At 43.2% G+C, this 23,033-nt stretch carries 22 protein-coding genes; 6 read left to right on the top strand and 16 right to left on the bottom strand.

All coding sequences use genetic code 11. The annotated features are described in order from the left end of the window. Positions 1 to 36 precede the first annotated feature (36 nt). Entirely contained in the window at positions 37 to 810 is a 774-nt protein-coding gene (locus P0M11_RS08700; protein ID WP_275625308.1) for a T9SS type A sorting domain-containing protein, read from the bottom strand. Positions 811 to 1,012: 202 nt separating this feature from the next. Between P0M11_RS08700 and P0M11_RS08705 the strand changes: the two genes are divergently transcribed. From P0M11_RS08705 to dusB, 3 genes are all read left to right on the top strand, one after another. Then, positions 1,013 to 4,198, top strand: a complete 3,186-nt coding sequence (locus P0M11_RS08705) for a hypothetical protein (protein WP_275625351.1) — start codon at positions 1,013 to 1,015, stop codon at positions 4,196 to 4,198. A 188-nt stretch (positions 4,199 to 4,386) separates the two neighbouring features. Next, positions 4,387 to 4,743 (top strand): four helix bundle protein, encoded by a 357-nt coding sequence (locus tag P0M11_RS08710; protein ID WP_275625309.1) that lies wholly within the window; start codon positions 4,387 to 4,389, stop codon positions 4,741 to 4,743. Positions 4,744 to 5,033: 290 nt separating this feature from the next. Beyond that, complete coding sequence (gene dusB / locus P0M11_RS08715) at positions 5,034 to 6,026, top strand: tRNA dihydrouridine synthase DusB (protein WP_158063404.1); 993 nt, start codon at positions 5,034 to 5,036, stop codon at positions 6,024 to 6,026. Positions 6,027 to 6,078: 52 nt separating this feature from the next. On the opposite strand, the gene deoC is transcribed toward dusB, so the two are convergent. From deoC to P0M11_RS08740, 5 genes are all read right to left on the bottom strand, one after another. Continuing rightward, complete coding sequence (deoC, locus tag P0M11_RS08720) at positions 6,079 to 6,819, bottom strand: deoxyribose-phosphate aldolase (RefSeq protein WP_275625310.1); 741 nt, start codon at positions 6,817 to 6,819, stop codon at positions 6,079 to 6,081. 28 nt (positions 6,820 to 6,847) lie between these two features. Next, positions 6,848 to 7,318, bottom strand: a complete 471-nt coding sequence (locus tag P0M11_RS08725) for an Lrp/AsnC ligand binding domain-containing protein (RefSeq protein WP_158063402.1) — start codon at positions 7,316 to 7,318, stop codon at positions 6,848 to 6,850. An 11-nt stretch (positions 7,319 to 7,329) separates the two neighbouring features. Next, positions 7,330 to 8,304 carry an endonuclease/exonuclease/phosphatase family protein gene (locus P0M11_RS08730; protein WP_275625311.1) on the bottom strand — a complete coding sequence of 325 codons (975 nt, stop codon included), beginning with the start codon at positions 8,302 to 8,304 and terminating at the stop codon, positions 7,330 to 7,332. A 196-nt stretch (positions 8,305 to 8,500) separates the two neighbouring features. After that, on the bottom strand, positions 8,501 to 8,833 hold the full coding sequence (locus tag P0M11_RS08735; RefSeq protein ID WP_275625312.1) for a 2Fe-2S iron-sulfur cluster-binding protein: 333 nt from the start codon (positions 8,831 to 8,833) through the stop codon (positions 8,501 to 8,503). Positions 8,834 to 8,858: 25 nt separating this feature from the next. Next, on the bottom strand, positions 8,859 to 9,914 hold the full coding sequence (locus P0M11_RS08740; RefSeq protein WP_275625313.1) for an NAD(P)/FAD-dependent oxidoreductase: 1,056 nt from the start codon (positions 9,912 to 9,914) through the stop codon (positions 8,859 to 8,861). A gap of 160 nt (positions 9,915 to 10,074) precedes the next feature. Here P0M11_RS08740 and P0M11_RS08745 point away from each other — a divergent pair, with 160 nt between their 5' ends. Next, positions 10,075 to 10,848: a DUF3108 domain-containing protein gene (locus P0M11_RS08745; protein ID WP_275625314.1), complete on the top strand. Its 774-nt coding sequence runs from the start codon at positions 10,075 to 10,077 to the stop codon at positions 10,846 to 10,848. Between the two features lie 31 nt (positions 10,849 to 10,879). On the opposite strand, the gene pheS is transcribed toward P0M11_RS08745, so the two are convergent. After that, positions 10,880 to 11,890: a phenylalanine--tRNA ligase subunit alpha gene (pheS, locus tag P0M11_RS08750; RefSeq protein WP_275625315.1), complete on the bottom strand. Its 1,011-nt coding sequence runs from the start codon at positions 11,888 to 11,890 to the stop codon at positions 10,880 to 10,882. Positions 11,891 to 11,991: 101 nt separating this feature from the next. Then, entirely contained in the window at positions 11,992 to 12,651 is a 660-nt protein-coding gene (locus tag P0M11_RS08755) for a YceI family protein (protein WP_275625316.1), read from the bottom strand. A gap of 79 nt (positions 12,652 to 12,730) precedes the next feature. Between P0M11_RS08755 and P0M11_RS08760 the strand changes: the two genes are divergently transcribed. Then, a complete protein-coding gene (locus P0M11_RS08760) occupies positions 12,731 to 13,684 on the top strand; it encodes an ABC transporter ATP-binding protein (protein ID WP_275625317.1) in 954 nt (317 codons plus the stop codon). A gap of 56 nt (positions 13,685 to 13,740) precedes the next feature. Here P0M11_RS08760 and pyrF read toward each other — a convergent pair whose 3' ends face one another. The 4 genes from pyrF to P0M11_RS08780 all read right to left on the bottom strand — a co-directional run bounded on the left by pyrF (position 13,741) and on the right by P0M11_RS08780 (position 17,187). Then, on the bottom strand, positions 13,741 to 15,099 hold the full coding sequence (pyrF, locus tag P0M11_RS08765; protein WP_275625318.1) for an orotidine-5'-phosphate decarboxylase: 1,359 nt from the start codon (positions 15,097 to 15,099) through the stop codon (positions 13,741 to 13,743). A 199-nt stretch (positions 15,100 to 15,298) separates the two neighbouring features. Further along, complete coding sequence (locus P0M11_RS08770; protein ID WP_275625319.1) at positions 15,299 to 15,682, bottom strand: hypothetical protein; 384 nt, start codon at positions 15,680 to 15,682, stop codon at positions 15,299 to 15,301. A 57-nt stretch (positions 15,683 to 15,739) separates the two neighbouring features. Further along, complete coding sequence (locus P0M11_RS08775) at positions 15,740 to 16,216, bottom strand: hypothetical protein (protein ID WP_275625320.1); 477 nt, start codon at positions 16,214 to 16,216, stop codon at positions 15,740 to 15,742. A 2-nt stretch (positions 16,217 to 16,218) separates the two neighbouring features. Further along, positions 16,219 to 17,187, bottom strand: coding sequence for a hypothetical protein (locus tag P0M11_RS08780; RefSeq protein WP_275625321.1), 969 nt, complete (start codon positions 17,185 to 17,187; stop codon positions 16,219 to 16,221). 64 nt (positions 17,188 to 17,251) lie between these two features. Between P0M11_RS08780 and P0M11_RS08785 the strand changes: the two genes are divergently transcribed. Continuing rightward, positions 17,252 to 18,799, top strand: coding sequence for a serine hydrolase (locus P0M11_RS08785; protein ID WP_275625322.1), 1,548 nt, complete (start codon positions 17,252 to 17,254; stop codon positions 18,797 to 18,799). A gap of 62 nt (positions 18,800 to 18,861) precedes the next feature. Here P0M11_RS08785 and murI read toward each other — a convergent pair whose 3' ends face one another. From murI to P0M11_RS08805, 4 genes are all read right to left on the bottom strand, one after another. Further along, positions 18,862 to 19,692 carry a glutamate racemase gene (murI, locus tag P0M11_RS08790; protein WP_275625323.1) on the bottom strand — a complete coding sequence of 277 codons (831 nt, stop codon included), beginning with the start codon at positions 19,690 to 19,692 and terminating at the stop codon, positions 18,862 to 18,864. A 76-nt stretch (positions 19,693 to 19,768) separates the two neighbouring features. After that, positions 19,769 to 20,893: a radical SAM family heme chaperone HemW gene (hemW, locus tag P0M11_RS08795; protein WP_275625324.1), complete on the bottom strand. Its 1,125-nt coding sequence runs from the start codon at positions 20,891 to 20,893 to the stop codon at positions 19,769 to 19,771. 51 nt (positions 20,894 to 20,944) lie between these two features. Beyond that, a complete protein-coding gene (locus P0M11_RS08800) occupies positions 20,945 to 21,892 on the bottom strand; it encodes a PorP/SprF family type IX secretion system membrane protein (RefSeq protein WP_158063388.1) in 948 nt (315 codons plus the stop codon). Between the two features lie 51 nt (positions 21,893 to 21,943). Beyond that, entirely contained in the window at positions 21,944 to 23,002 is a 1,059-nt protein-coding gene (locus P0M11_RS08805) for an RluA family pseudouridine synthase (protein WP_275625325.1), read from the bottom strand. Between the last annotated feature and the right edge of the window lie 31 nt (positions 23,003 to 23,033).

Genomic DNA, 23,033 nt, shown 5'->3' on the forward strand with positions numbered 1-23,033 from the left:
CATTTCTGAGCAGCCTTCATAATATCTTAAAGAAAATTATTTCTTAAGGATTTTTCTGCTGATTTTTGATGAACCATTATCAACTGTAACGATATAATAACCGTCTTCCAGGGAGGATGCATCCAAAGACTGGCCATCAGATACGCGGTCAGAACTTACTAGACGTCCTTCCATAGTATATATATTTACTGTGGAGCGCATTGGCAATCTAAATGTAATTTGATCTAAAACAAGCGTATTCATTAGAATTTGTTTGTCAAAAGTTTTTGGATCCATTACAGATAGTGAACCTGTTACTGCAGCGGAAAAATCATCAAAATAGGCTGTTCCACCACTGTAAACTCTTACTGCAACATCTAAACTATTGGCTGATGCTTCAGCAGGCATGGTAGCAGTATATTGTGTCCATGCAGCAGCGTCTGGCAGATAAGCATTATTGGTTCTGAATGAATCCGTATCTGCATTTGGCGTTGTGTAAACGATTGTTGAACCATTCTTGTACGTACTCCATAGCCTTGCATCGGTTCCGTCTCCAGATGATTTGTACCAGAAAGAAATCGTATATGAAGTACCTCCGGTCACTGGAACGTTTTGATAAAAACCTGTAGTTGCCGTGGCACCTGCATATCCGGCAGACTTGGTCCCGCTATGTGGCGCTGTAGTAGAAATAGTAGGAGAAGTGTAAGATCCAGTAGGCCCGGAAGCCCATCCTGTCAAATCACCTTCAAAACCAGGATTAGTCAATAGCTGCTGTGCGTTTGCTGCGACTGAAAGCGCAAGCACTCCGAAAATGGTAAAGATTTTTTTCATTTTAATAAAATTTTAAGTTTAAATTATTGATACTGCAAAATTACTCTTTAATATTGAAAAGAGAAAATCCTGAGCTTTAATTTTATGTTAAGTAAAACACCACAATTCAGGAGTATATTTTTCGTTACTTTTACACCGCTTTTGTGTAATCGTTTTGGCAAAAAAATTCCTGTTTTTCATCCTGTTCCTGTCCTGCTTTATTCTGCATAAAGCACAGGTTTTCAGTTGGAAAAATCCTAATCTTCCAAAAGACAGCATCAAAAAAGATTCCATTCTTACAGCCAAACTGGAGCAGGATGTTTTTACCCGCGATACGCTGGACTTTATCCGTACCCAGAACCGTGTCATTGTTGATGAAGCTGTACTTGTAAAAAATGACAGACAGAAATTCCTGGGCGACCTTAATTCCAAAGGATCGATAATCCGCGGAGTCACATTTGGCAATAACCAGGGTTCTTCGGTGCAAAGCTCAATGGACCTGCAGATTACAGGCAAACTGTCACCGGACGTTTCCATCCTTGCCTCAATCTCGGATCATAATCTGCCCATTCAGGCCGACGGCTATACGCAGACCCTGGAGGAATTTGACAAGATTTACATGCAGCTCAATATTAAGGACCGTTCTATCCTGCGGGCCGGGCATCTGGACCTGGAGGATAACCGCACCTATTTTGGGCGCTACCAGCGCCGGAGCATGGGTTTGCAGTTTCAGACCTCATTCGGTAAAGAAAACAAAACGTTTCTGGACGTCGCGGGTGGCGTAGCGAGAAGTGAATTTCACAGGATACGTTTCCAGGGTATAGAAGGCAATCAGGGACCTTACCGGCTGACGGGAAAAAACGGCGAGAACTTCATCACCGTAATCTCCGGGTCAGAGCAGGTCTATATAGACGGTATCCTGATGAAAAGAGGTGAAAATCTGGATTATACCGTAAACTACAATACCGGCGAAGTAACTTTTACCAGTTTCCGCCCCATCTTCCGGCAGAACTTCATCACGATTTCCTATAATTATACGAACAGAAATTACTCCCGATATCTTTTCACGGGTGAGGTTAGGCACGAACGCGAACGTTTTCGCACGGGCTTCAGTTGGTTCCTGGAACAGGACAATAAAAACGCACCACTGGCCTTAAACCTCAGCGATGCCGACCAACAGGTGCTGGTAGATGCCGGCAACAATCCTGACCTCATGTTTGCACCGTCGGGAACAGTTGCGGAATATGATGTAAATAAAATCCTTTACAGGCTCGTAAACGACCCGAATGGTGATTATTATGAATTTTCGGCCGATCAAACCTTAACCCTCTACCAGGTTGCCTTCACCTATTTCGGAAACCAGCTGGGCGATTATACGCTGGCGCAAACCACAAATAACGGAAGGGTTTTCCAGTATGTGGGACCCAATCAGGGCGAGTACCGGGCAGTCCGTAAACTGCCTTCACCCCAAAAAGCACAGGTATTCTCCTATAATGCCGAGTATCTCCTGAATGACGGGAAAATTGGCACTGACATTTCCTTCAGCAATTATGACATCAACCTTTTTTCTTCCAAAGATGCAAAGCAGAACCTCGGTTACGCCGCACGGATCTTCGGACACAAGACTTTCACTAATCAGAACTGGAAGGGAACTCCTACGTTTGAATATCAGCATATCAATTCGCAGTTCCATATCCTGGACCGCATTAATGATGTGGAATTTTCCCGCGATTTTAACCTGACGAACGAGTTTAATAACCGCACACAGAACCGGTTTATATTCAGTTTCCTGAACCAGTGGAAAAACTTATCCTTCCTGAACTACCGCATGAACTTCCTGGACGAAAAGGACTTCTACAAAGGCTTTAAGAATGACCTGGACTTTGGTTGGATCACGGGTAAATTCAATATTAAAGGTAATTTTTCCTATCTGGACACCAAAGCCACATTTCAGGACACAAAGTTCATCCGCAGTGCTGTCATTTCGGAACGTCAGGGTGAAAAAGGAAGTTGGGGACTGGGCGGAAGTCTGGAACATAATGTGAAAAAGTTCAATGACACCGATCTGTTTGATGTGACCAGTTTCAGCTGGAAGGAGGTTTTTGCTCAGAAACGCATCGGTGACTCGGCGCGTACAAAACTTTTGGCGAAGGTCTATTTCCGCGACAACGATTCCATCCGGAACAATCAGCTGGAAGACCAAAATCATATTGTGGGCCTTATGGTGGAAAGCCAGATAATAAAAAGCGAGAGGACTACGCTTAACGCCCTGGTTCATTACCGCAAGTTTTATTATCAGAATGATGATCTGTTGACTCAGCTGAACAATGACTTTGTAGTCGGAAACATTCTGTACAATCAGCAACTGTTCAATAACGGTATGCGACTGCAGGCTTTTTACGAATTGGGAAACGGGCAGGAAGCGCAGCGCGAATTTCAGTATATAAAGGTGACCGACGGCCAGGGTGTTTATAAATGGACCGACTACAACGGTGACGGTGTGCAGCAGCTGGATGAATTCGAGATTGCTGAATATGCGGATCTGGCCCAGTACATCCGGATCTACACCAACTCGGTAAATTATATCCCGTCCAATAAAAATAAACTTCAGTTGGCGCTTTTTGTAAATCCGTCGGCTGTATTAAATTCATCGAATGAATTTCTGAAACGTTGGAATTTCAACATTTCGCTGAACTCGCAGAACTCATTTTACAAAAAGGACCGTGTACTGGTGCTGAACCCTTTCGAGAAAGATGAAGATCAGATCCTGAAAAACCAAAATATCCTGGTCTCGGCACAGTTTAACCCAACCGAAAAGTCTGCCTGGAATGGGAACTACCGTTTTATAGCCAATAATAATCTGGTAAACGCCAATTTCAGCAATGAAGAACGGAACCAAAATTCCCACTTCCTGAATGTGGGCTACGGTATTACTAAAAGTCTGCGTTTCGATTGGGAAAACTCGTTGCACCATATAGAAAACGCCTCTCAGATCTTTGACACGCGCGATTTCATCCTGAATAATTTTGAAACCAAACCTAAAGCCACGTACAAATTCTCCGAAAGCATGCAGGCCGAACTATCTGCGGCACTCCGAAAAAAAGACAGGGCAGACGGTGAAGAATTTCTTAAAACCCTTGATCTTACAGGTGCTCTTCAGTGGGAAAGAAACAGGACGTCGGTACGCGCCAATTTCTCTTTCATCAATAATGATTTTACGGGAAACAACTTTTCCATTGTTGGAAACCAGATGCTGGACGGGCTTAAACCGGGAAAAAACCAGCTGTGGAGTCTGTTCCTGCAGCAGGCTATCAATTCCTTCATCACGCTGAATGTGAACTATGAAGGTCGTAACTCTGGTGAGCGAACGATTCACATCGGGAGTATGCAGCTGAAGGCGAGTTTCTAAGAAGTGGGAAATCGTAAAGTTGTAAGGCGTAAAGTCGTTAATTCGTTAAGTTGTTTATTCAGTTAATTTTGTAAAAAAAGAATTGCGTACTTTAGTTGGGGCCAATTTGCAGATGTTCAACCTAGCAACTTTGCAATTCTTCGATTTTATGGCAACATTGTTTCACACTGAACACAATACCATGAACCATGTACACTTTCTACTTTGAAAAACTTGAAGTTTGGCAGAACGCACGCAATCTGGTAAAGGATATATATCTGGTATCCCGTAAATTTCCAGACGAGGAAAGGTTCGGCATTACTAACCAACTCAGGAGGGCAGCGACGGGCATAATGGCAAACATTGCGGAGGGCACGGGAAAAAGCACGAATAAGGATAAATCCAGATTCATAAATATTGCGTACAGTACAGGATTAGAGGTTATCAGTTTTCTAGTCCTGGCATGTGATCTGGATCTAATTTCTGAGGAAGAATACATTGAACTTCGGCATCAAACTGAAAAAATCACCAATCAATTGAATGCGTTCTATAACTCACTGAAATAATGGTGTAAAGTTGTTGGGCGTAAAGTCGCGTATAGGAAAGCGTAAATTCGCAATGATGGTTCGCTCTCCAAAACCACTTCACGACCAGCAAATTGCCCCGGCGCTAATCAACTAAACAACTTTTACACCCAATACTTCTGGATTTCAAAACTTTACAACTGAACATCTTTTTAGCCATCCGATTTTGCAGCTTTACAACTTTACGATTTCACCCCCAACGCCACTACACCTTTACGACTTAACGTCTTAACGTCTTTACTTCTAACAATCCAATTCCTTATCTTTGCAGAATGGTTAAAATTGGCAATATTGAACTTCCGGATTTCCCCCTGCTTTTGGCTCCTATGGAAGATGTTTCGGACCCACCGTTCCGAAGGCTCTGCAAAATGCATGGCGCGGATATGATGTACTCTGAATTCATCTCCTCTGAAGGCCTGATCCGTGATGCCATGAAAAGCCGTAAAAAGCTAGATATCTTCGATTACGAAAGGCCTGTGGGCATACAGATTTTCGGTGGTGATGAGGAAGCGATGGCACTTTCGGCCAGGATTGTTGAAACCGTAAACCCTGATTTGGTGGATATCAATTTTGGCTGTCCGGTGAAGAAGGTCGTCTGCAAAGGTGCCGGCGCCGGCGTACTGAAAGACATTGACCTGATGATCCGGCTTACGAAAGCGGTGGTCAATTCCACGCATTTACCCGTAACAGTGAAAACCCGTTTGGGCTGGGACACCGAAACCATCAATATTATGGAGGTGGCAGAAAGGCTGCAGGAAACCGGAATCAAGGCACTCACGATCCATGCCAGAACACGCGCACAGATGTATAAAGGCCAGGCCGACTGGGACTATATCTCCAAGGTAAAGAACAACCCGAATATTGAAATTCCAATCTTTGGCAATGGTGATGTCGATTCGGCGGAAAAAGCACTGGAATACAGAACGAAATACGACTGCGACGGTATTATGATCGGACGTGGTGCCATTGGTTATCCCTGGATTTTCAACGAAATAAAACATTTCTTTGCCACCGGCGAGCATTTACCGGAGCCCACCATCGAAGACCGGCTGCTGGCGGTCCGTCAGCATGCGGAATGGAGTGCTGAGTGGAAAGGCGAACGTCTGGGACTTATTGAGATGAGGCAGCACTACAGCAATTACTTCCGCGGCATCCCACATTTCAAGGATTTCAGAAGGAAATTTTTAGAGGTTTTCACTTTGGAAGAAATGGATGGTGTAATTGAAGAAGCCAGTAATTTCTACAGAGAACATCAGTTTTCCTAAAATATAAAACCCACAGATTGTCTGTGGGTTCATTTTTTTATGGAGCAATGATTTAATAACCTGCCGAAGAGCCCGAGTTTTTAAGTAAAGCCAAAGCTGAAGACGTTCCAATCCTTTTAACACCCAAACTTATCATCTTTTCGGCATCATCGGGAGAGCGCACACCGCCGGCGGCTTTTACAGGAAGCTTTCCGGCATGGTCCAGCATGATTTTTATGCCCTCAAAAGTAGCACCGTTTGGTTTACCACCTTCTGTAACATAGAATCCTGTGGAGGATTTCACAAAGACCTGGTCTTCCTTTCCGGGGAAGTTTTCAGTGATCCATTTTGCAATCAGCGTAGTAATTTCTGCTACCTGGGCGTCGGTAAGCGCGGCAATTTCAATAATCCATTTAGCTACCTTATTATGATCGAGGCAGAAGCGTGTGCATTGCACCACCTCATCTTCTACAAGATCAAATTGACCTTTTTTGTAAGCTTCATAATTAATCACGAAATCCAGTTCATCAGCGCCGTCATCAATTGCTTTACGGGCTTCACCCAGTTTTGCTTCTGTGGAGTTGGTACCTTCATGAAATCCAATCACAGTACCCACCTTTACGTCCGCCGTTTTATCAGAAATATATTCTTTAACCTGTTTCACATAATCCGGGCGGATCATGACAGCGAAAATATTATTTGCAATTGCCTCATCCACCAGCGAAAGGACGGTTTCAAGTGTTTCCTTTTCAGAAAGCCCCGACTGTTCCGGGGTCTTCAGATAAGTTGAGTCCAGATACTTATTGATTTCCATTTATCTTCAGCTAAAATTCATTAAAATATCACACTTTGAGCTGTCGGCCGATGCTCTGTTCCAGCGAAATGAAAGTCTCCGTTCTGGTAACGCCTTTCAGTTTTTGAAGTTTGTTCAGTATCTCCATCAGGTGATCATTGTCCTTGCACAGGACCTTCAGGAAGACGGTATAGTTTCCGGTGGTGTAATGAGCTTCCACAACCTCATTAACTTCTTTCAGCGCTTTTACCACATCCGGATACTGGTTGGGCTGCTCCAGGAAAACACCGATATAGGCTACCACTTTGTAACCTATTTTACGTGCATTCAGGAAGGAGATTGAGTTTTCAATAACGCCCGCCTGTTCCAGTTTCTTAATACGCTGATGAACAGCCGTAGTAGATATGCCTACATTTTTGGCGATATGCGCAAGAGATGTTTTGGCATTATCCATAAGCATATGAATTATTTTCTTGTCAATAGCATCCAGCAGATAGCCAATATTAGTTGCGTTTTTCATACTATTTTTTTTCAATTTTTTTTATAATTTTTGCGGAATTTCAACAGCACGGGAAAATGATCGCTGTATCCTCCCAGGTAACGTGAACCTACAAAAGTGCGGAATGGTCTGCCTTCAAACTTACGGTCCCAACTCTTCAGCTTTGGGTGATCAAAAACTTCTGCTGACTCATACTTCAGAAGTGCCTCTTCTTTAAAAAAATCATCAGAAATAAGCATTTGGTCAAAAAGTAAGCCAAATTGACGGTGATAAGTTGAAAATTTACCTTTCATAAAGAGTTCCAGAAACGGATTGGAAAGTATTTTCTCATTATTGCTTCCATAAGTAATGCTTCTAATGTTTTCCTCATCCGGATTTTCATTGAAATCCCCCATAAGCAGAACAGCTTCACCCAATTCAGTCATTTCAACAATCCTTTCCCTGATATCCGTGAGGATGACATCCCGCCTGGGTTTGTTAATGTCCTTTTCCCTTTTGGAAGGCAAATGAAATACAAATACATTAACCGCGGAAATGCCATACTTCAGTTTTACGTGAAGCACGTCCCGTGTAGTATCATATTTTTCGGGATCGGTCCCTTCAATTTCAAAGAAGTAACTGATGGGTTCGCTGGATAAAACCTCCACTTTTGAACTGTCATATATGAGCGCCACATCCACGCCCCTTTCATCCATGGATTCATAATGAACCACGCGAAACCGACCTTCAAAAACAGGCTGCGCCACCAGCTCCTGAAGCACAGCGTCACCCTGAATTTCAGCCAAACCGATTACCATGGGCAAGACGCCGTGCTTATCGCGGATCAACTGAAAAACCTGTGCAATTTTCTGCAGTTTATTCTGAAAACGGAACCGGTCCCAGTTGCGCAGGCCGGAGAACTCAATATTGGGAGGCTGTGAAGTCCGGGCCTCTGCACTGTAGAAATTCTCTGTATTGTAAAAAACGGCCAGTTCGTGAATAGCACTGCCAAAGTATCCGTTACTCATATATAAATGTAAATGTAAAGATATTATTTTACTATTCCGAATATCCTTAGGGCTAAGAACTGCATAAAAATGTAAAATACATGGGCTTTAGTGCATTTATATAAAAGTGGAATGTCTTGACAGACTATTTTTTTTAGTTTTATAATGAAAAAGCGCCCGGAAAGATCCGCGCGCTGTAAACTGTATTTCTTATGGTTTATGGGTAAGGTGCTATTTCTACTTCCAAACCTTCTATTTCCTCACTGATATGGATCTGGCAACCCAATCGCGAGTTGTCCTGCAAATGGAAGGCTTCGCCCAGCATGGCATCTTCTTCATCACCCATCTCAGTCAGTTTGTCGCCATTATTGATAACATAGACCTGACAGGAAGCACACATCGCCATACCACCGCAAACACCTATAGTGCCTTCTTCGGCAAGTTCGTAAGCGCGGATAACCTCCATAAGGTTCATGGACATATCCGTGGGTGCCGCAATATCGTGCGTAATGCCTTCGCGGTCGGTAATTTTTATGTTGATATCAGACATGACGGTACTCAAAGTTAATTAATACTTAATCGATTTTCTTCACCACGGCCTTTTCCGCTTCCTTGCGGCTGCCGTCGAAGCCGTCAACCCCACTTACCGTTGTGTATTTGAGGACGAATTTCTTACCCGGATTCATCCGGTTGTACACACTCTGGCACATCAGTGTGGCTTCGTGGAAACCGCAAAGGATAAGTTTAAGTTTACCCGGATAGGTATTGATGTCACCTACGGCGTACACCCCTTCAATATTGGTTTGATAGTCCAGTGCATTATTTACTTTAATGGCGTTTTTCTCAATTTCCAGTCCCCAGTTGGCCAGGTCGCCCAGCTTAGGCGTAAGTCCGAAAAGAGGAATAAAGAAATCGGCTTCGATATCACGGGTTTCACCACCTGCATCAACCGTAATGGATTGCAGATGTGTATCGCCATGCAATGCGGTTACTTCGGCCGGAGTGATCAGTTTCAGTTTGCCGGCATCTTTAAGCGCCTGTACTTTCTCCACAGAATCCAATGCGCCGCGGAATTCATTGCGTCTGTGAATCAGCGTCACCTCACTGGCCACATTGCTCAGGAAAATACTCCAGTCCAGGGCAGAGTCGCCCCCACCTGCAATAACTACCCTCTTATTCCGGAAATGTTCAGGCTCTTTAACAAAATACTCAACACCGTTTTCTTCAAATTTGTCCAGATTCTCGAGATGTTCCGGCTTACGCGGTGAGAAAGTTCCCAACCCACCGGCTATAGCCACAGCTCTTGCTCTGTGTATTGTACCTTTGTTGGTCACCACTTCAAACCAGTCGTCATCAATTTTCGTTAATGTTTCTGCTGTTTCAGCAAGTGTAAATCCCGGCTGGAACTGCTTGATCTGTTCCATCAAGTTGTCTACCAGTTCGCCGGCATTGATGGTGGGATAACCGGGGATATCGAATATAGGTTTCTTCGGATACAACTCCTGTAACTGACCGCCGGCTTGGGGCAGTGCGTCAATAATATGGCACTTTATCTTTAGCAAACCAGCTTCGAACACAGCAAAAAGTCCTGTAGGTCCGGCTCCGATAATCAGCAAATCCGTTGTAATCATTGATTGAATCTTTTATTTTTTTGAAGTAAAACTTTGCAAAAATACTAAAAAAATTATGAAGCTCCGGTGACGCGCTGCCATATTCAAGCCCTGAAATACCTGACAAAAGTCAATCACAAAGCACTTATCTTTGTGGCAAAGATTTTGTAAAAACATATGTATGAAAAAATTACTCAGCATTCTTGCTGCCCTGATGTTCCTCTATATTTTCCCACAAAAACTTGACAATATAAATTCCGGTGAAATGCTGACCTACCGTATCCATTATGGATTGCTTACCGCCGGTAATGCTACACTTACCACACAGAAAACAACCTACCGCGGGCAACCGCATATGTATGTAAAGGGTGTAGGACGTACTACGGGTGCGGTAAGAGCAGTCTTCAGAGTAGAAGATCTATATGAAAGCTACATCAGTTACAATACAGGTTTACCAAGTTTTTATGTAAGGAATGTAAAAGAGGGCGGGTACAGCCAGCATCTGCAGACAACTTTCAACCATGCCAATCAAACGCTGGTGCTTACCGATAAAAAGACACCGGCCAATGGTTCAAGGACCATAAAATCCGTGGCGGGAGTTCAGGACATGCTGTCCGCATTCTACCATCTGCGCACGCTGGATCCTTCGGAGTTGCGTGTGGGTACAGTTAAGAATATGAATATCTGGATTGACGATGAGATGTTTCCCTTTCAGATCCGTGTAACCGGAACGGAATATATCAACACCAAATATGGCCGGATTAACTGTTTAAAAATCATTCCGTTGGTAAAGAGCGGGCGCGTTTTCAAAGCAAAGGAAGGGGTAACTCTATGGGTGAGCAATGATGCCAACCATATACCGATCTCTATTAAGGCAGAATTGGCCGTGGGATCGCTTAAGGCTGATCTGGACGGTTACCGGAACGTAAAATTTCCTATGAGATTCATTAAATAAGAAAAGTGGCTTCGTAAGGCCACTTTTCTGTTTATACTGATCTGAACTGATCCAGCATTCTTTTGTCATTCTCGAAGAACAGACGGATATCGCCAATCTGATAAAGCAGCATGACAATCCTTTCTATCCCCATACCGAAAGCATAACCCGAATATTTTTCAGGGTCGATATTCACATTGGACAGTACGGCCGGATCTACCATACCGCAACCCATAATCTCCAGCCAGCCGGTACCTTTTGTAATACGGTAATCGGTTTCACTGTTCAGTCCCCAATATACATCTACCTCCGCACTTGGTTCAGTGAAAGGAAAATAGGACGGCCTCATGCGGATTTTTGATTTTCCGAAAAGCTCTGTAGTGAAATACTGAATGGTTTGTTTCATATCGGCAAAGCTTACGTTTTCGTCTATGTATAAACCTTCGACCTGATGAAAGATACAGTGTGATCTTGCAGAAACAGCTTCATTGCGGAACACGCGTCCCGGTGCCAGTATTCTGATCGGAGGTTCATTATTCTCCATATGACGGATCTGAACAGAAGAAGTGTGCGTACGCAACAGCACATCCGGATTCTGCTCAATAAAGAAAGTATCCTGCATATCCCTTGCAGGGTGGTATTCGGGCATATTAAGTGCTGAGAAATTATGCCAGTCGTCTTCAATCTCAGGTCCCTCGGCAACGGCGAAACCTATGGACCGGAAGATATCATTAATCCTGTTCCTTACAATACTGATGGGGTGTCTTGTACCCATTTCCAGAGGATATCCGGGACGGGTAAGATCTTCCTTTTCAGAAGCAGCCACGGCTTCCCCTTCATTCTTCAACGCTTCCAGTTTTGCAGCTACGGCTTGCTTGAGCGCATTTATCCGCTGGCCATACTCCTTCTTACGGTCATTGGGTACTTCCTTAAACGTCTCGAACAGACCGTTCAGGATTCCCTTTTTTCCGTTAAAGCGAAGTCGGAACTGTTCCGTTTCTTCCTTTCCGGATGAGGTGAATGAGTTTACCTCTTGCAGCAGCTGGTCAATGTCATCAAACATTATCGTCATTTTTCTTAGTGGCGCAAATTTACAACATTCAGGACAAAGTAAAAAAGCAGGGCACGTATATCGCGCCCTGCCTGTAAATAATGATGCAGTTCTTATTTCTGTTCCATCGCCTTGATGCGGATCTGGACATTTACTTCATTTTTAATAAGGCCGTTCTGAACCGGCACCTGGAACTTTACACCAAAATCTTCGCGCATTATGTCTGTAGGTTCCGTGGCAATCGAGACTTCACCCTGGCTAACGGCTACGTTCGCATTGAACTTCACCGGCTTGGTAATCCCTTTAATGGTAAGGTTACCGTCAAGCAAGGTGTTATAATCACCTTCGGACAATGGGGTCACGTTTGTAATCTCGTATGATGCGGTAGGAAACTTTTCTACCTCAAAAAAATCGCCGGACTTCAGATGACCCTCGAGTTTAGATTTCTGTTCGGCATCACTTTTAAGATCCACATTTTCCAGCGTAGTCATGTCGGCCACAAATTTCCCGCTTTCCAGCTGTCCATCCTTCACTGTAACATCACCAGTCTCAAACTTGATCGTGCCGAAATGACTGGTATTTTCAGATTTGAAAACCTTGAACCCTTTCCATTCAATACGGCTGTTCATGGTATCGATCACATACACCTGCCCTTCCCGTGTGGTAGTCACTTCTGAGGTTTCACTGGTCACAGGTTTATCCTTACCGCAGGAAATAGTTGCTGTGCCCAGTATCAGGGCTGCAAAAAGAGGAGATAGAAACTTGGAAGTCATATATTAGTCTTTTAATAGTTACATTTACGCTAAACTAAGAAAATATAATTTAACCGCGAAAAAACATAATTTTGCCGTCATGCTCCTGCAAGTAAAGAACCTCCACTTTTCACACACACCCGACAAGAAACTGTTCAACAATCTGAACCTGAACATTGATGAGGGCCAGATCATTGCGCTGGCAGGTGAAAGCGGCTGTGGAAAATCCACACTGCTCAATCTTATCTATGGTTTACTGGACTGGGAAGAAGGGCAAATCATATTCAACGGAGTAAGCCTGCTGGGTCCAAAAGGAAATCTGGTGCCGGGCGAAAAAGACATGAAGTTTGTTGCGCAGACGTACGACCTGATGCCGTACTCCACGGTGTCTGAAAATGTAGGCAAGTTCATATCGAATATTAATTTAGGCGAGAAAAAAGCCAGGGTTCAGGAGCTACTCAGGGTAGTGGGCATGGAAGATTTCGCTGATGTAAAACCGCAGTTCCTGAGTGGTGGGCAGCAGCAGCGGGTGGCTATTGCCAGAGCACTTTCGGTACTTCCCAAGCTATTATTACTGGATGAACCGTTCAGTAACCTGGATTTTTCCAGAAAGATTGAATTACGGGAGCGACTTTTCAACTTCGTAAAGGAAAATAACCTCTCGCTCATGATCTCTACCCATGAAATACAGGAAGTTATGCCGTGGCTGGACAGGATCATTGTCATGCAGGATGGCAGGCTGATTCAGAATGACAGTCCGGAGGAAACTTACCTTAATCCTTATAATGCTTATGTGGCACAACTTTTTGGCGAGGTAAATGTACTGACAGATGACGAGAAAAACACTTTGAAACTCAGCCGGAATCTGTGGTATCCGCACCAAATCAAGGTCACCGACAAGGGTAAACCTGCCCAGGTTAGTGAAAGCCGGTTTGCAGGAAGTTCGTACTGGAACCGCGTAAAGACCCATGACATCCCTCTGGTGATCTATTCTGACCGAAAGCTGTATAATAACATCTGTCTCGACTTTACAGACCCTAAGACCGGTATATAACAAAAGCTGCGGAATCATTTCCCACAGCTTCATACTTTTTTTTTTCAGAATAGCCTTTACAGACTTGCGGTATAGGCGTTCCAGCCTGCAATTTTATAGTTGAGTGCAGCAGCCTCAGGATTATCTGCTTTATAAATGCCGCGTCCAACAATCATGAAGTCGGTATGCAAATCCTTAAAAACCTTTTCAGGTGTGTTATACTGCTGACCTTTTCCGTCACCTGTTTCAGCCATGCTTACCCCGGGTGTAAAAAGAAGAAGTTCTTCCGGAATCTGTTTCTGGGAAACCCCGCCAATCACGTTAGGGTGCGATTGTGCCACCTTCAGAGCTTCTGCCTGATAACCGGCGTCGGTAAGAGTGCCTTTAGACGACATCCCGATGATGGCCACTACGCCAACATTCCTGAAACAGTCCAGTGAATCATAGCCACCGATTACCTGCGAGGTTACAAAATCGGCCCAGTTGGAAATTTTATAGATGCCATAGGAGAACTGAAGTTCCTGCGTATTACCAATGTCGGCAAACTTACGGTCTTCCATCAGCATGAAATTATGTTTTGCCGCCAGGTCTTTCAGCGGAAGAATGGTGGCATCCGGATCAAAATCTGTAATGATGTCGATATGGGTTTTAAGCGCCACAATATGCGGACCCACCTTATCAGCCAAATCCAGTAGTTCAGCTGTGGTCATTACATCAGCGGAGGCAATCAGGTTGCTTTGCTTTGCAACCGCGATCTCAAGAAGCCTTTTGGCTACCGAATGTTCTGCCATATCCAGTTTCTGGGCATAGGAAAGTCTTTTTTTCTCTTCAAACCTTACTTCATTACCCTTCAGGAAGTCGCTTATTCTAAGTACTTCATCATTAGTCAGGTGACCTTCTTCCTGCAGCATTCCGCAGACTTCGGAAATGGTGAAGAGTGTATGAACACGATAACCTTTCGATTCCAGAAGTTCCTTACCACCCTGCTGCCTGTCCAGAACCACTACGATATCTGACACGGAAATACCTTCATTCTCAATTTCAGGGATGGTTTCAAGCAGAGATTTACCACTGGTAATAACATCCTCCACCAAAAGGCAGTTCTGACCTTTGGTAAAGATACCCTCAATCATCTTTTTGGTGCCGTAATCCTTGGCTTCCTTACGTTTGATGATCAGCGGAATATAACTTTCAAGGGACATGGCCGTCGCCATAGGAAGAGCGGCATAAGGTACGCCGCAAATAAGGTCAAAATTATCAAGCGGAAGCATGTCCAGAAGGTAGTTCGCCAGGTGTTTTAAAATTTTAGGATCGGAAGCCAGCGGCCTTAAATCCACATAAAAAGGACTTTCTATACCACTTTTGAGGGTGAAGCGTCCAAACTTAATAATACCCAGCTTATAACATTCCAGAAAAAATTCTTTCTTACTTTCCATTGATCATTTTACTTTCTTACAAAGTTAGGGTTTTCGGGCAAAACCGGCCGAATGCAAAAAGGTTAAAAAATGCTAATAGTAGCTAATTGCTGGTGGGATATGGCGTTTAGAGGAGGGATTGGCTCCATTGGATTACCGAGGTCTTAAAGCAGCGCTGATAGTATCAAAAAAATACAATGGAAAATTTACATTGTATTTCTCAATATTGGGTCTGAAACTTATAAGTAATAGTAGTATCTTTTTTGTGAATACTAAAAACCAGTTCCCCTTTTTTTTTAACGATAGTATCACCCAGTCCGATTTCAGATTTATAGGAACTCCACCATCTGTTGTAATGATTACATTCACAAGGTTCTTTAGTTAGGGGGTCGTAACCTTTTGTTCTGAACATGGCAGAAGTATAGAAGGAGGGAGGTGTTTCTACAACTAAAATACATTCTTCCGCAGCTAATACCTGTGAATTACTATGATAATCAATGCGATTGAGGTAAAAGAACAAACCCATCACAAATACTAAACTTATTATCAAACTTATTTTTGGTCTCATACTTAATAAAACTGAAGGGATACTTATTTTTATCATTGAAGCAAAAATAATTTTGCTGGACAGCTTCGATAAGTTTCGCGGGACAACATCGGATTACTGTTTTCTAAGGATAATGGTTGCCCCATACTTTTTGAGTCCTTTAAAGGTATTAAAGACAATATAATCGTGGTCAAAGCGCATTTGCTTTATCGGAGGATCATCAAAAAAAGCAGTATCGTTTAACATGTTAAACTTGTTTGAATCATCTGATAATTGAAGGACATTACTTCCAAATTTTATAAACCCTCTCCTGCCACCTTCAACCAATCCAATTAATTTGTATTTCGGGATAATTACGATGGGGTTCAATTCCTGTTCTTCGTCAAAGAAGATTAATATTTCATAAACGCTTTCCGCTTTTCCGCCTACATCTACAACTACATTCTTCGAGTAAAAAGTCGCAGGGATTTTCCTGTTCGTTTCATTTACGATGGCGTAGTTTTCTTCCTTCACAAGCAATATTGCATCTTTAAAATAGAAAAAGCTTAAGGCAGCAATCAGTATCAGAGATAAAAAAAATATTTTTTTCATTTTTAGCGAGACTCTGTATAATAACTATACTCGTAATTATAGGTCATAGTTTTTTTACCGTCATTCTGTAAAATGGATTTCAGTTTTCCGCTACCGTCATAATTAAATGAATACTCAATCACTTTTTTACGGTCCAAATCTTCAAACTTGCGGTGTATCAATTTCCCCGCATCATAACGGTTGTTAGTAGTATATCGCAGCTTTCCAAGTTCATAAGTGGTGTGCTGCACTAACAACCTGTCATTATTATAGCCAAAAAAATCTTCTGTCCTGTTTGTCCTTATGCTTACCACTAAATTTTCTTTGCGCTCTATACTGATTCCCGCCGGTGTACCGTCAGGGTTAGTATGATTTTCTGTATCATCTGCCTGGAAGGCATTTGCTGACGAGCCAATCAGTTTTCCGTTATGATAGTTATAAGTCTTAACTCTTTTTCCGCCGTCATCAAAGTGATTAGTTTGTCTTAAATGTGGAGTTTCATCCAGCAGGTGGCGGACCTTTGTATGAGACAGCAAAGAAATACTGTCCCGAATTTTGCGAACCTGAGACAGAAAATTATTCCTGTCCAAATCCAAACTGCTATAATCTAAAGTTTGATTAGCGAAATATTTTCTGGTCTTCCCTATTTTTTGCTCTCTAAACACAAGAAAGCCCGACCTGGAGTTGGCAAGAACGGTCCGGTCCATCCCTCCCTCTTCCGTATAGAAATGTACGGAATGCTCTGTTTTGGAATTTACATTTCTGACCATCTGAAACGCAGTTTTACCGTCAGATCGGAACTGCCTTAAAGCTACCTGCTCACCATCCCGAAAAATCCTGATTTCCTTTACGCCGGCATTCTCTTTTTGCCAAAGCGGAAGTTCATGCTTTTCCAGTTGAGCATAGACCGGGGAGAACGCCAGAAGCAGGATAATCTGTAAAATTCTTTTTTGAAAATATTCTGTACCTATTATATTACCGGCTTTAACCATTCGTTCTGTTTATGCTGTTTCTCAAAGTTAATGAATTCAGTTATCTTTGAGAAAATTATTATCAATGAAGAAGAACTTTTCCTTTCTGCTTATCCTACTTTCCCTACTCTCCTTTGGGCAGGTGGAAGAAAAAAAACTGGATGAACTTATTCAAAATACCCTGAAGACTTTCGACGTTCCGGGAATGTCTGTAGGAATCATTAAAGACGGAAAAACAGTCTATTCTAAAGGCTTTGGCGTAAGCTCACTTGCTACCGGCAAGACAATGGATCAAAATACACTGGTGGGAATTGCCTCTAACTCCAAAGGCTTTACCGGTACGGCACTTGCCATCCTGGCGGATGAAGGCAAACTGAACTGGGACGATAAAGTGACCAAATACATTCCGGAATTCCAGATGTATGACCCGTATCTTACTCATGAGGTTACAATAAAGGACCTTGTCACGCACAGAACCGGACTGGGACTGGGCCAGGGCGACCTTATGTTCTTCCCGGAAGGTGGAAACCTTACCGTGAAGGATATAGTTCATAACGTAAGGTATCTGAAACCCGAAAACCGTTTCCGCTCCACGCTGGATTATAACAACATTATGTTCATTGTGGCCGGCGAGGTAATTACGCGTATTTCAGGTTTAACCTGGGCAGAATTTATTGAACAGAGAATTCTGAAACCTGTGGGAATGAACGCCAGCTACGGATCCTATAACCGCGCTAAAAAGGCCGGAGTAACCAACATCATAGATGCTCATGCGCCTGTAAACGGTAAAGCAGTTATGGTTCCGCACGATTGGAACGAGACCGCCGATGCTGCCGGTGGCATCATCAGCAATATAACAGATATGTTGACATGGGCTGATTTCCTGATGAACGGCTTCACCACCAAAGACGGCAAAAAACTAGTTTCGGACAAACAAATCCAGCAACTGTGGAATCTTCAGATCTCTACACCGGTAGCACTCAAGAACACCTATGATTCCAATTTTGCGGGCTATGGGCTGGGATGGTTTCTCACCGACGTGAAAGGACACAAGCAAGTCTATCATACCGGCGGGCTGATAGGCACAGTTACTCAGTTTACACTGATTCCGGATTTGAAACTGGGTATTGTGGTACTTACCAACCAGCAAAGCGGTGCCGCCTTCAACACAATTACAAATACAGTTAAGGATTCTTACCTGGGCATGCCCGACCAGAACTGGCTGAAAACATATGGAGACCGTATGGCGAAATACAATGCGGAAATAGAAAAAGGCAAGAAAGAAGTGTTTGCGAAATCTTCAGCGTTTGCCAAACTGAAAAATCAGCAGATCAGGCCGGAACAGATTACCGGAACCTATAATGACAAATGGTTTGGCGATATTAAGATTACCTACGACGGCAAAACCTACAGAATAGTTTGCCAGAATTCGCCGCGTTTGAAAGGTGAACTTATCCCGTATACTCCAAATGTGATGATTATTAAATGGGACGACCGCAGTTATGACGCCGACGCTTTCATCAATTTCAGCCTGGATGAGAACGGCAAAGCACAGACTGCGACACTGAAACCAATTTCCGACATCACCGATTTCAGCTTCGACTTTGAAGACCTGGATCTGAAAAAGAAATAATAACAATTAAACAGGAAAAAAAAATAAGCGGGGAGATGATGACTCATTTCCCCGCTTATTTTTTAAAGCACTTTTAGTTCAAGCTTAATTGAATTTCCAAATATTTTCTTTGATATTTTTTCGAAATTCTTCGTCAGGTCAGATACAAAGAATTCATAGCTCGGACTGGCGTTATCACTGTTCAGCAGACGGTGCTTGTCCAGTATATGTTTCAGCTGGGTAGCCACAATACTCGGTGAATCAATGACCCGAACGCGGTTGCCATAAAACTGCCTTATTTCAGCCATAAGCAGCGGATAATGCGTGCAGCCCAGAATTAGCGTTTCAATGTTTTTAAGCTTGCTGTTACTCAGGTAATTATAGATAATAGCATTGGTTATAGGATGGTTCCTGAATCCTTCTTCAATCGCAGGAACGAGAAGTGGTGTTGCAAGTTCATCCACTTTGATGAATTTATTGTGCTTACGGATGCTCTTGCGGTAAAGACCTGAACTTACGGTAGCTTTGGTTGCAATTACGCCTACATTATTATGGATTTCGTAAGCGACTTTTTCGGCTACAGGATGAATTACGTCGATTACAGGAACTTTTCGGTCCACAATGTCCAGAACCTGGTTCAGCGCATTGGCAGTAGCAGTATTACAGGCCACTACAATGGCTTTACAGTTCTTTTCCAGCAGGAAGTTCGTGATCTTTGTTGAATATCCAATGATGGCATCCCGTGATTTGTCGCCGTAAGGCAGATGCTTGGTATCGCCGAAATAGATGAGGTTTTCCTGCGGAAGCATCCTTTTTACTTCCCGGGCAACCGTAAGTCCGCCAACGCCGGAATCGAAAATGCCAATAGGCTGACTGGCCTGAAGGTGGGAATAGTCCTCTTTCTGCTTTTTCAAGGATAATGGAAATTTAACTGCAAAAATAACGATTTTTTAAACGTGCCAACCATATGGTTCTGCCTAAGCCATATTATTAAAGTACGAAGAGATCCGAAGCAATACCGTCTGCCATGAACCAATGCTCCTCCGGAATAAAGAGGTGGTCCTTTTCGATCCTCAGAATTCCCTCAGAAATTTTACGGGCAACGTCCTGATTAAAGCCTTGAAGAATTTCCGGACTGAAATTCCGGTTAAGTCTGTGCAAATCTACACCCCAAACGGTCCGCAGTCCGATCATAAGCATTTCGTTGAAACGGTCCTTTTCCTGAAGGTGTTCAGCTTCGGCAGGCAATATTCCTGCTTCAAGATTTTTAATATAGAGTACATTATTGGCCACATTCCAGCTTCGCCTGTTTAAACCGTTATAAGAATGCGCAGACGGTCCGATACCCAAATAGGGTTTGTATTTCCAATAGGCAGCATTGTGCCGGGAATGAAAACCTGGTTTGGCGAAATTTGAAATCTCATAATGTTCAAATCCGCTCTCTTTAAGGAAACTGCACATATAGTGAAACTCCTCATTTTGCTCCTCTTCAGCAGGTGCAGTTATTTTTTGGGTTCGCACCCAATTTTCCAGTGCAGTTTTCGGTTCCACAGTGAGCGCGTACGACGATATGTGAGGGACCTGAAGGGCCACCGCACGGTTAAGATTCTCTTTCCACATGGTAAGACTGGAAGTTGGCGAACCGTATATCAGGTCAATACTTAAATTTTCAAAACCATAATCCTGCGCACGCTTTATCGAGGCATCAGCTTCCGATGCATTGTGTGCGCGGTTCATGAGTCTCAGGTCATCATCGAAAAAGCTCTGGGTGCCAATAGACAACCTGTTGATTGGGGTGGAGGCCAACTCTTTAACAAAAATACCGTCAAGGTCATCCGGATTAGCTTCAAGGGTGATTTCAATATCATCCGCAAAGGAATAATATCTCAACACTTCATCAATTAAGCCTTTGATCTCATCCCCAGTAAGTACCGAAGGTGTTCCGCCACCAAAATAAAGTGATTTCAGGACTTTGTTATCCAGCTCATCTTTCCTGAGAAATAATTCCTTCTTAATAGCCTGCAGCATCTCCTCTTTACCGCGTAACGAAGTGGAAAAATGAAAATTACAGTAACTGCATTTCTGTTTGCAGAATGGAATATGGAGGTAAATCATAAAAAAAAGCTCCGTTTTACCGGAGCTCCAAAATATTGTAATCGTAGTTTATTAATATCTGTAACCTCTTACGTTAATGAAGTTATCAAAGTTATACCCCAGACCGATCATAAAACTGTTACCACCGTATTCGGCAATATCAGAAAGACCGATGTTATAGGTAGCACCAATCATAATTTTGTTCAGATTTACCTTCACAACGGGTGCAATACTTAAAGTCTGGTTGTCAAATCTGTTCTGTACATATCTGAAACTTGCTCCGGCAGAGAATCTGTTGTAATCTGTTGCTACAGTTCCCATAAGGTTTCCGTCCAGCATCAGGGATGAATTGGTATCAAGTTTCATAAGGGCAGAAGGAGTAATGATTATTCCGTCTGTAATTTCCCAGTCGTATCCAAGATTAAGGAAAATCTTAATGGGAGAAGGTTCGTAGTTATTTACAATAGCTTCATCGTTACTTAATGCGATGTCGTTTACCGATGCACCTGCAAAGATGTTTTTATAGGTTGCCGCAAGACCGAAATTGGCATACATCATAAAGATGCTGTTTTCGCCCGAAAGCAATGGGTCATTTGGGCTGTCTGTATTAAGCTTGGTATAATCAAAATTCATATTATAAGCTGTAACACTTGTACCGAAAGAGAACTGATCCTTCCTGGTTCCTTCGTCACTGATAGGAATAAAATAGGAAGCTCCCAGTGTAATACCACCTGCGCTGATAGGCCCGTTCTGATCTCTGAAAACAGAAAGACCGGCACCCACCCTGTCGAAAATATTGGCATGCAATCCTACAGACTGCACATTAGGTGACTCACTGAATGAGGAATACTGTTTTTGATAGTTTGCATTTACGTGCACATCATCCGTTTTACCATATTGGGCCGGATTAAAAAGAAAATCACCGTCTAACAGATATTGCTGATAATATGGTAATGTTTCCTGTGCCTGGTACGCGCCAGAGAATAGGGCGAAACAAACAACAGCATATAGTTTTCTCATAACAAATCAAGATTTCAGTTGAACAAATATAGAAAATTTATTGGTATATTTTTATTTTTCTAAATAATTTCTCCATTTTTTTACCGCGGCATCCATATCTGCAGGCATCGGACTTTCAAAGTACATTTCCTTCTTTGTAACCGGATGAACGAAGCCTAAAGTATGTGCATGAAGGGCATGCCTCGGCAGGATTTCAAATACATTATTGATAAACTGCCGGTATTTGGGCAGGTTTTCACCGCGCAACGGGATATGACCTTCGTAACGTTCGTCATTAAACAGGGTATGACCAATATGTTTGAAATGCGCCCGTATCTGATGGGTGCGCCCGGTTTCCAGTTTGCATTCAATCCAGGACATGTACCGGAACCTCTCAAGCACCCTGTAATGGGAAACTGCATGTTTACCCTGGCTCCCGTCTTCATACACTGTCATCTGCATACGGTTCTTCGGATGCCTCCCAATATGCCCGGTAATGGTTCCTTCATCATTTTCCATATTACCCCACACAAAAGCCCAGTAGAGCCTTTTTGTTTTGCGGTCAAAAAACTGCTTGGCCAGAAAGCTAAGTGCATACTCGTTCTTAGCCACTACCAGAAGCCCGGAGGTATCTTTATCTATCCTGTGAACCAGACCCACGCGGTCCAGATCGGACTTTACGCCGTTCTTTTCAAAGTGGAACGCCAGGGCATTAACCAGGGTTCCGTCCCAGTTCCCGTGGCCCGGATGAACCACCATTCCCGCTTCTTTATCTACAACAACCAGGTCGTCATCTTCGTAAATAATATTAATCGGAATTTCCTGCGGCACAACTACATTTACCCGCGGCGGACGCGCCAGCAGAACAGAGATTTCATCTCCGGGTTTCACCCTGTAGTTTTGCTTGACCACGCTCCCATTCACAACCACATTGCCGGCCCGGCAGGTTTGGGAAATTTTATTTCTTGAAGAATTCTGGCGGAAGTTAAGCAGGTACTTGTCTATCCGCAAAGGTTCCTGTCCTCTGTCTACCTTTATGCTCAGATGTTCAAACAGCCCACTGTTCTCGCCGCTATCCGCTTCGGATTCCGGCAAGTCCTCTTCAAATAATTCTTCGCTATCCTCTAACATATTAGTTTAATACAGGCTTCGCAGATGCTGA

The sequence above is a fragment of the Kaistella sp. PBT33-4 genome (genome assembly GCF_029194425.1).
Taxonomy (GTDB): domain Bacteria; phylum Bacteroidota; class Bacteroidia; order Flavobacteriales; family Weeksellaceae; genus Marnyiella.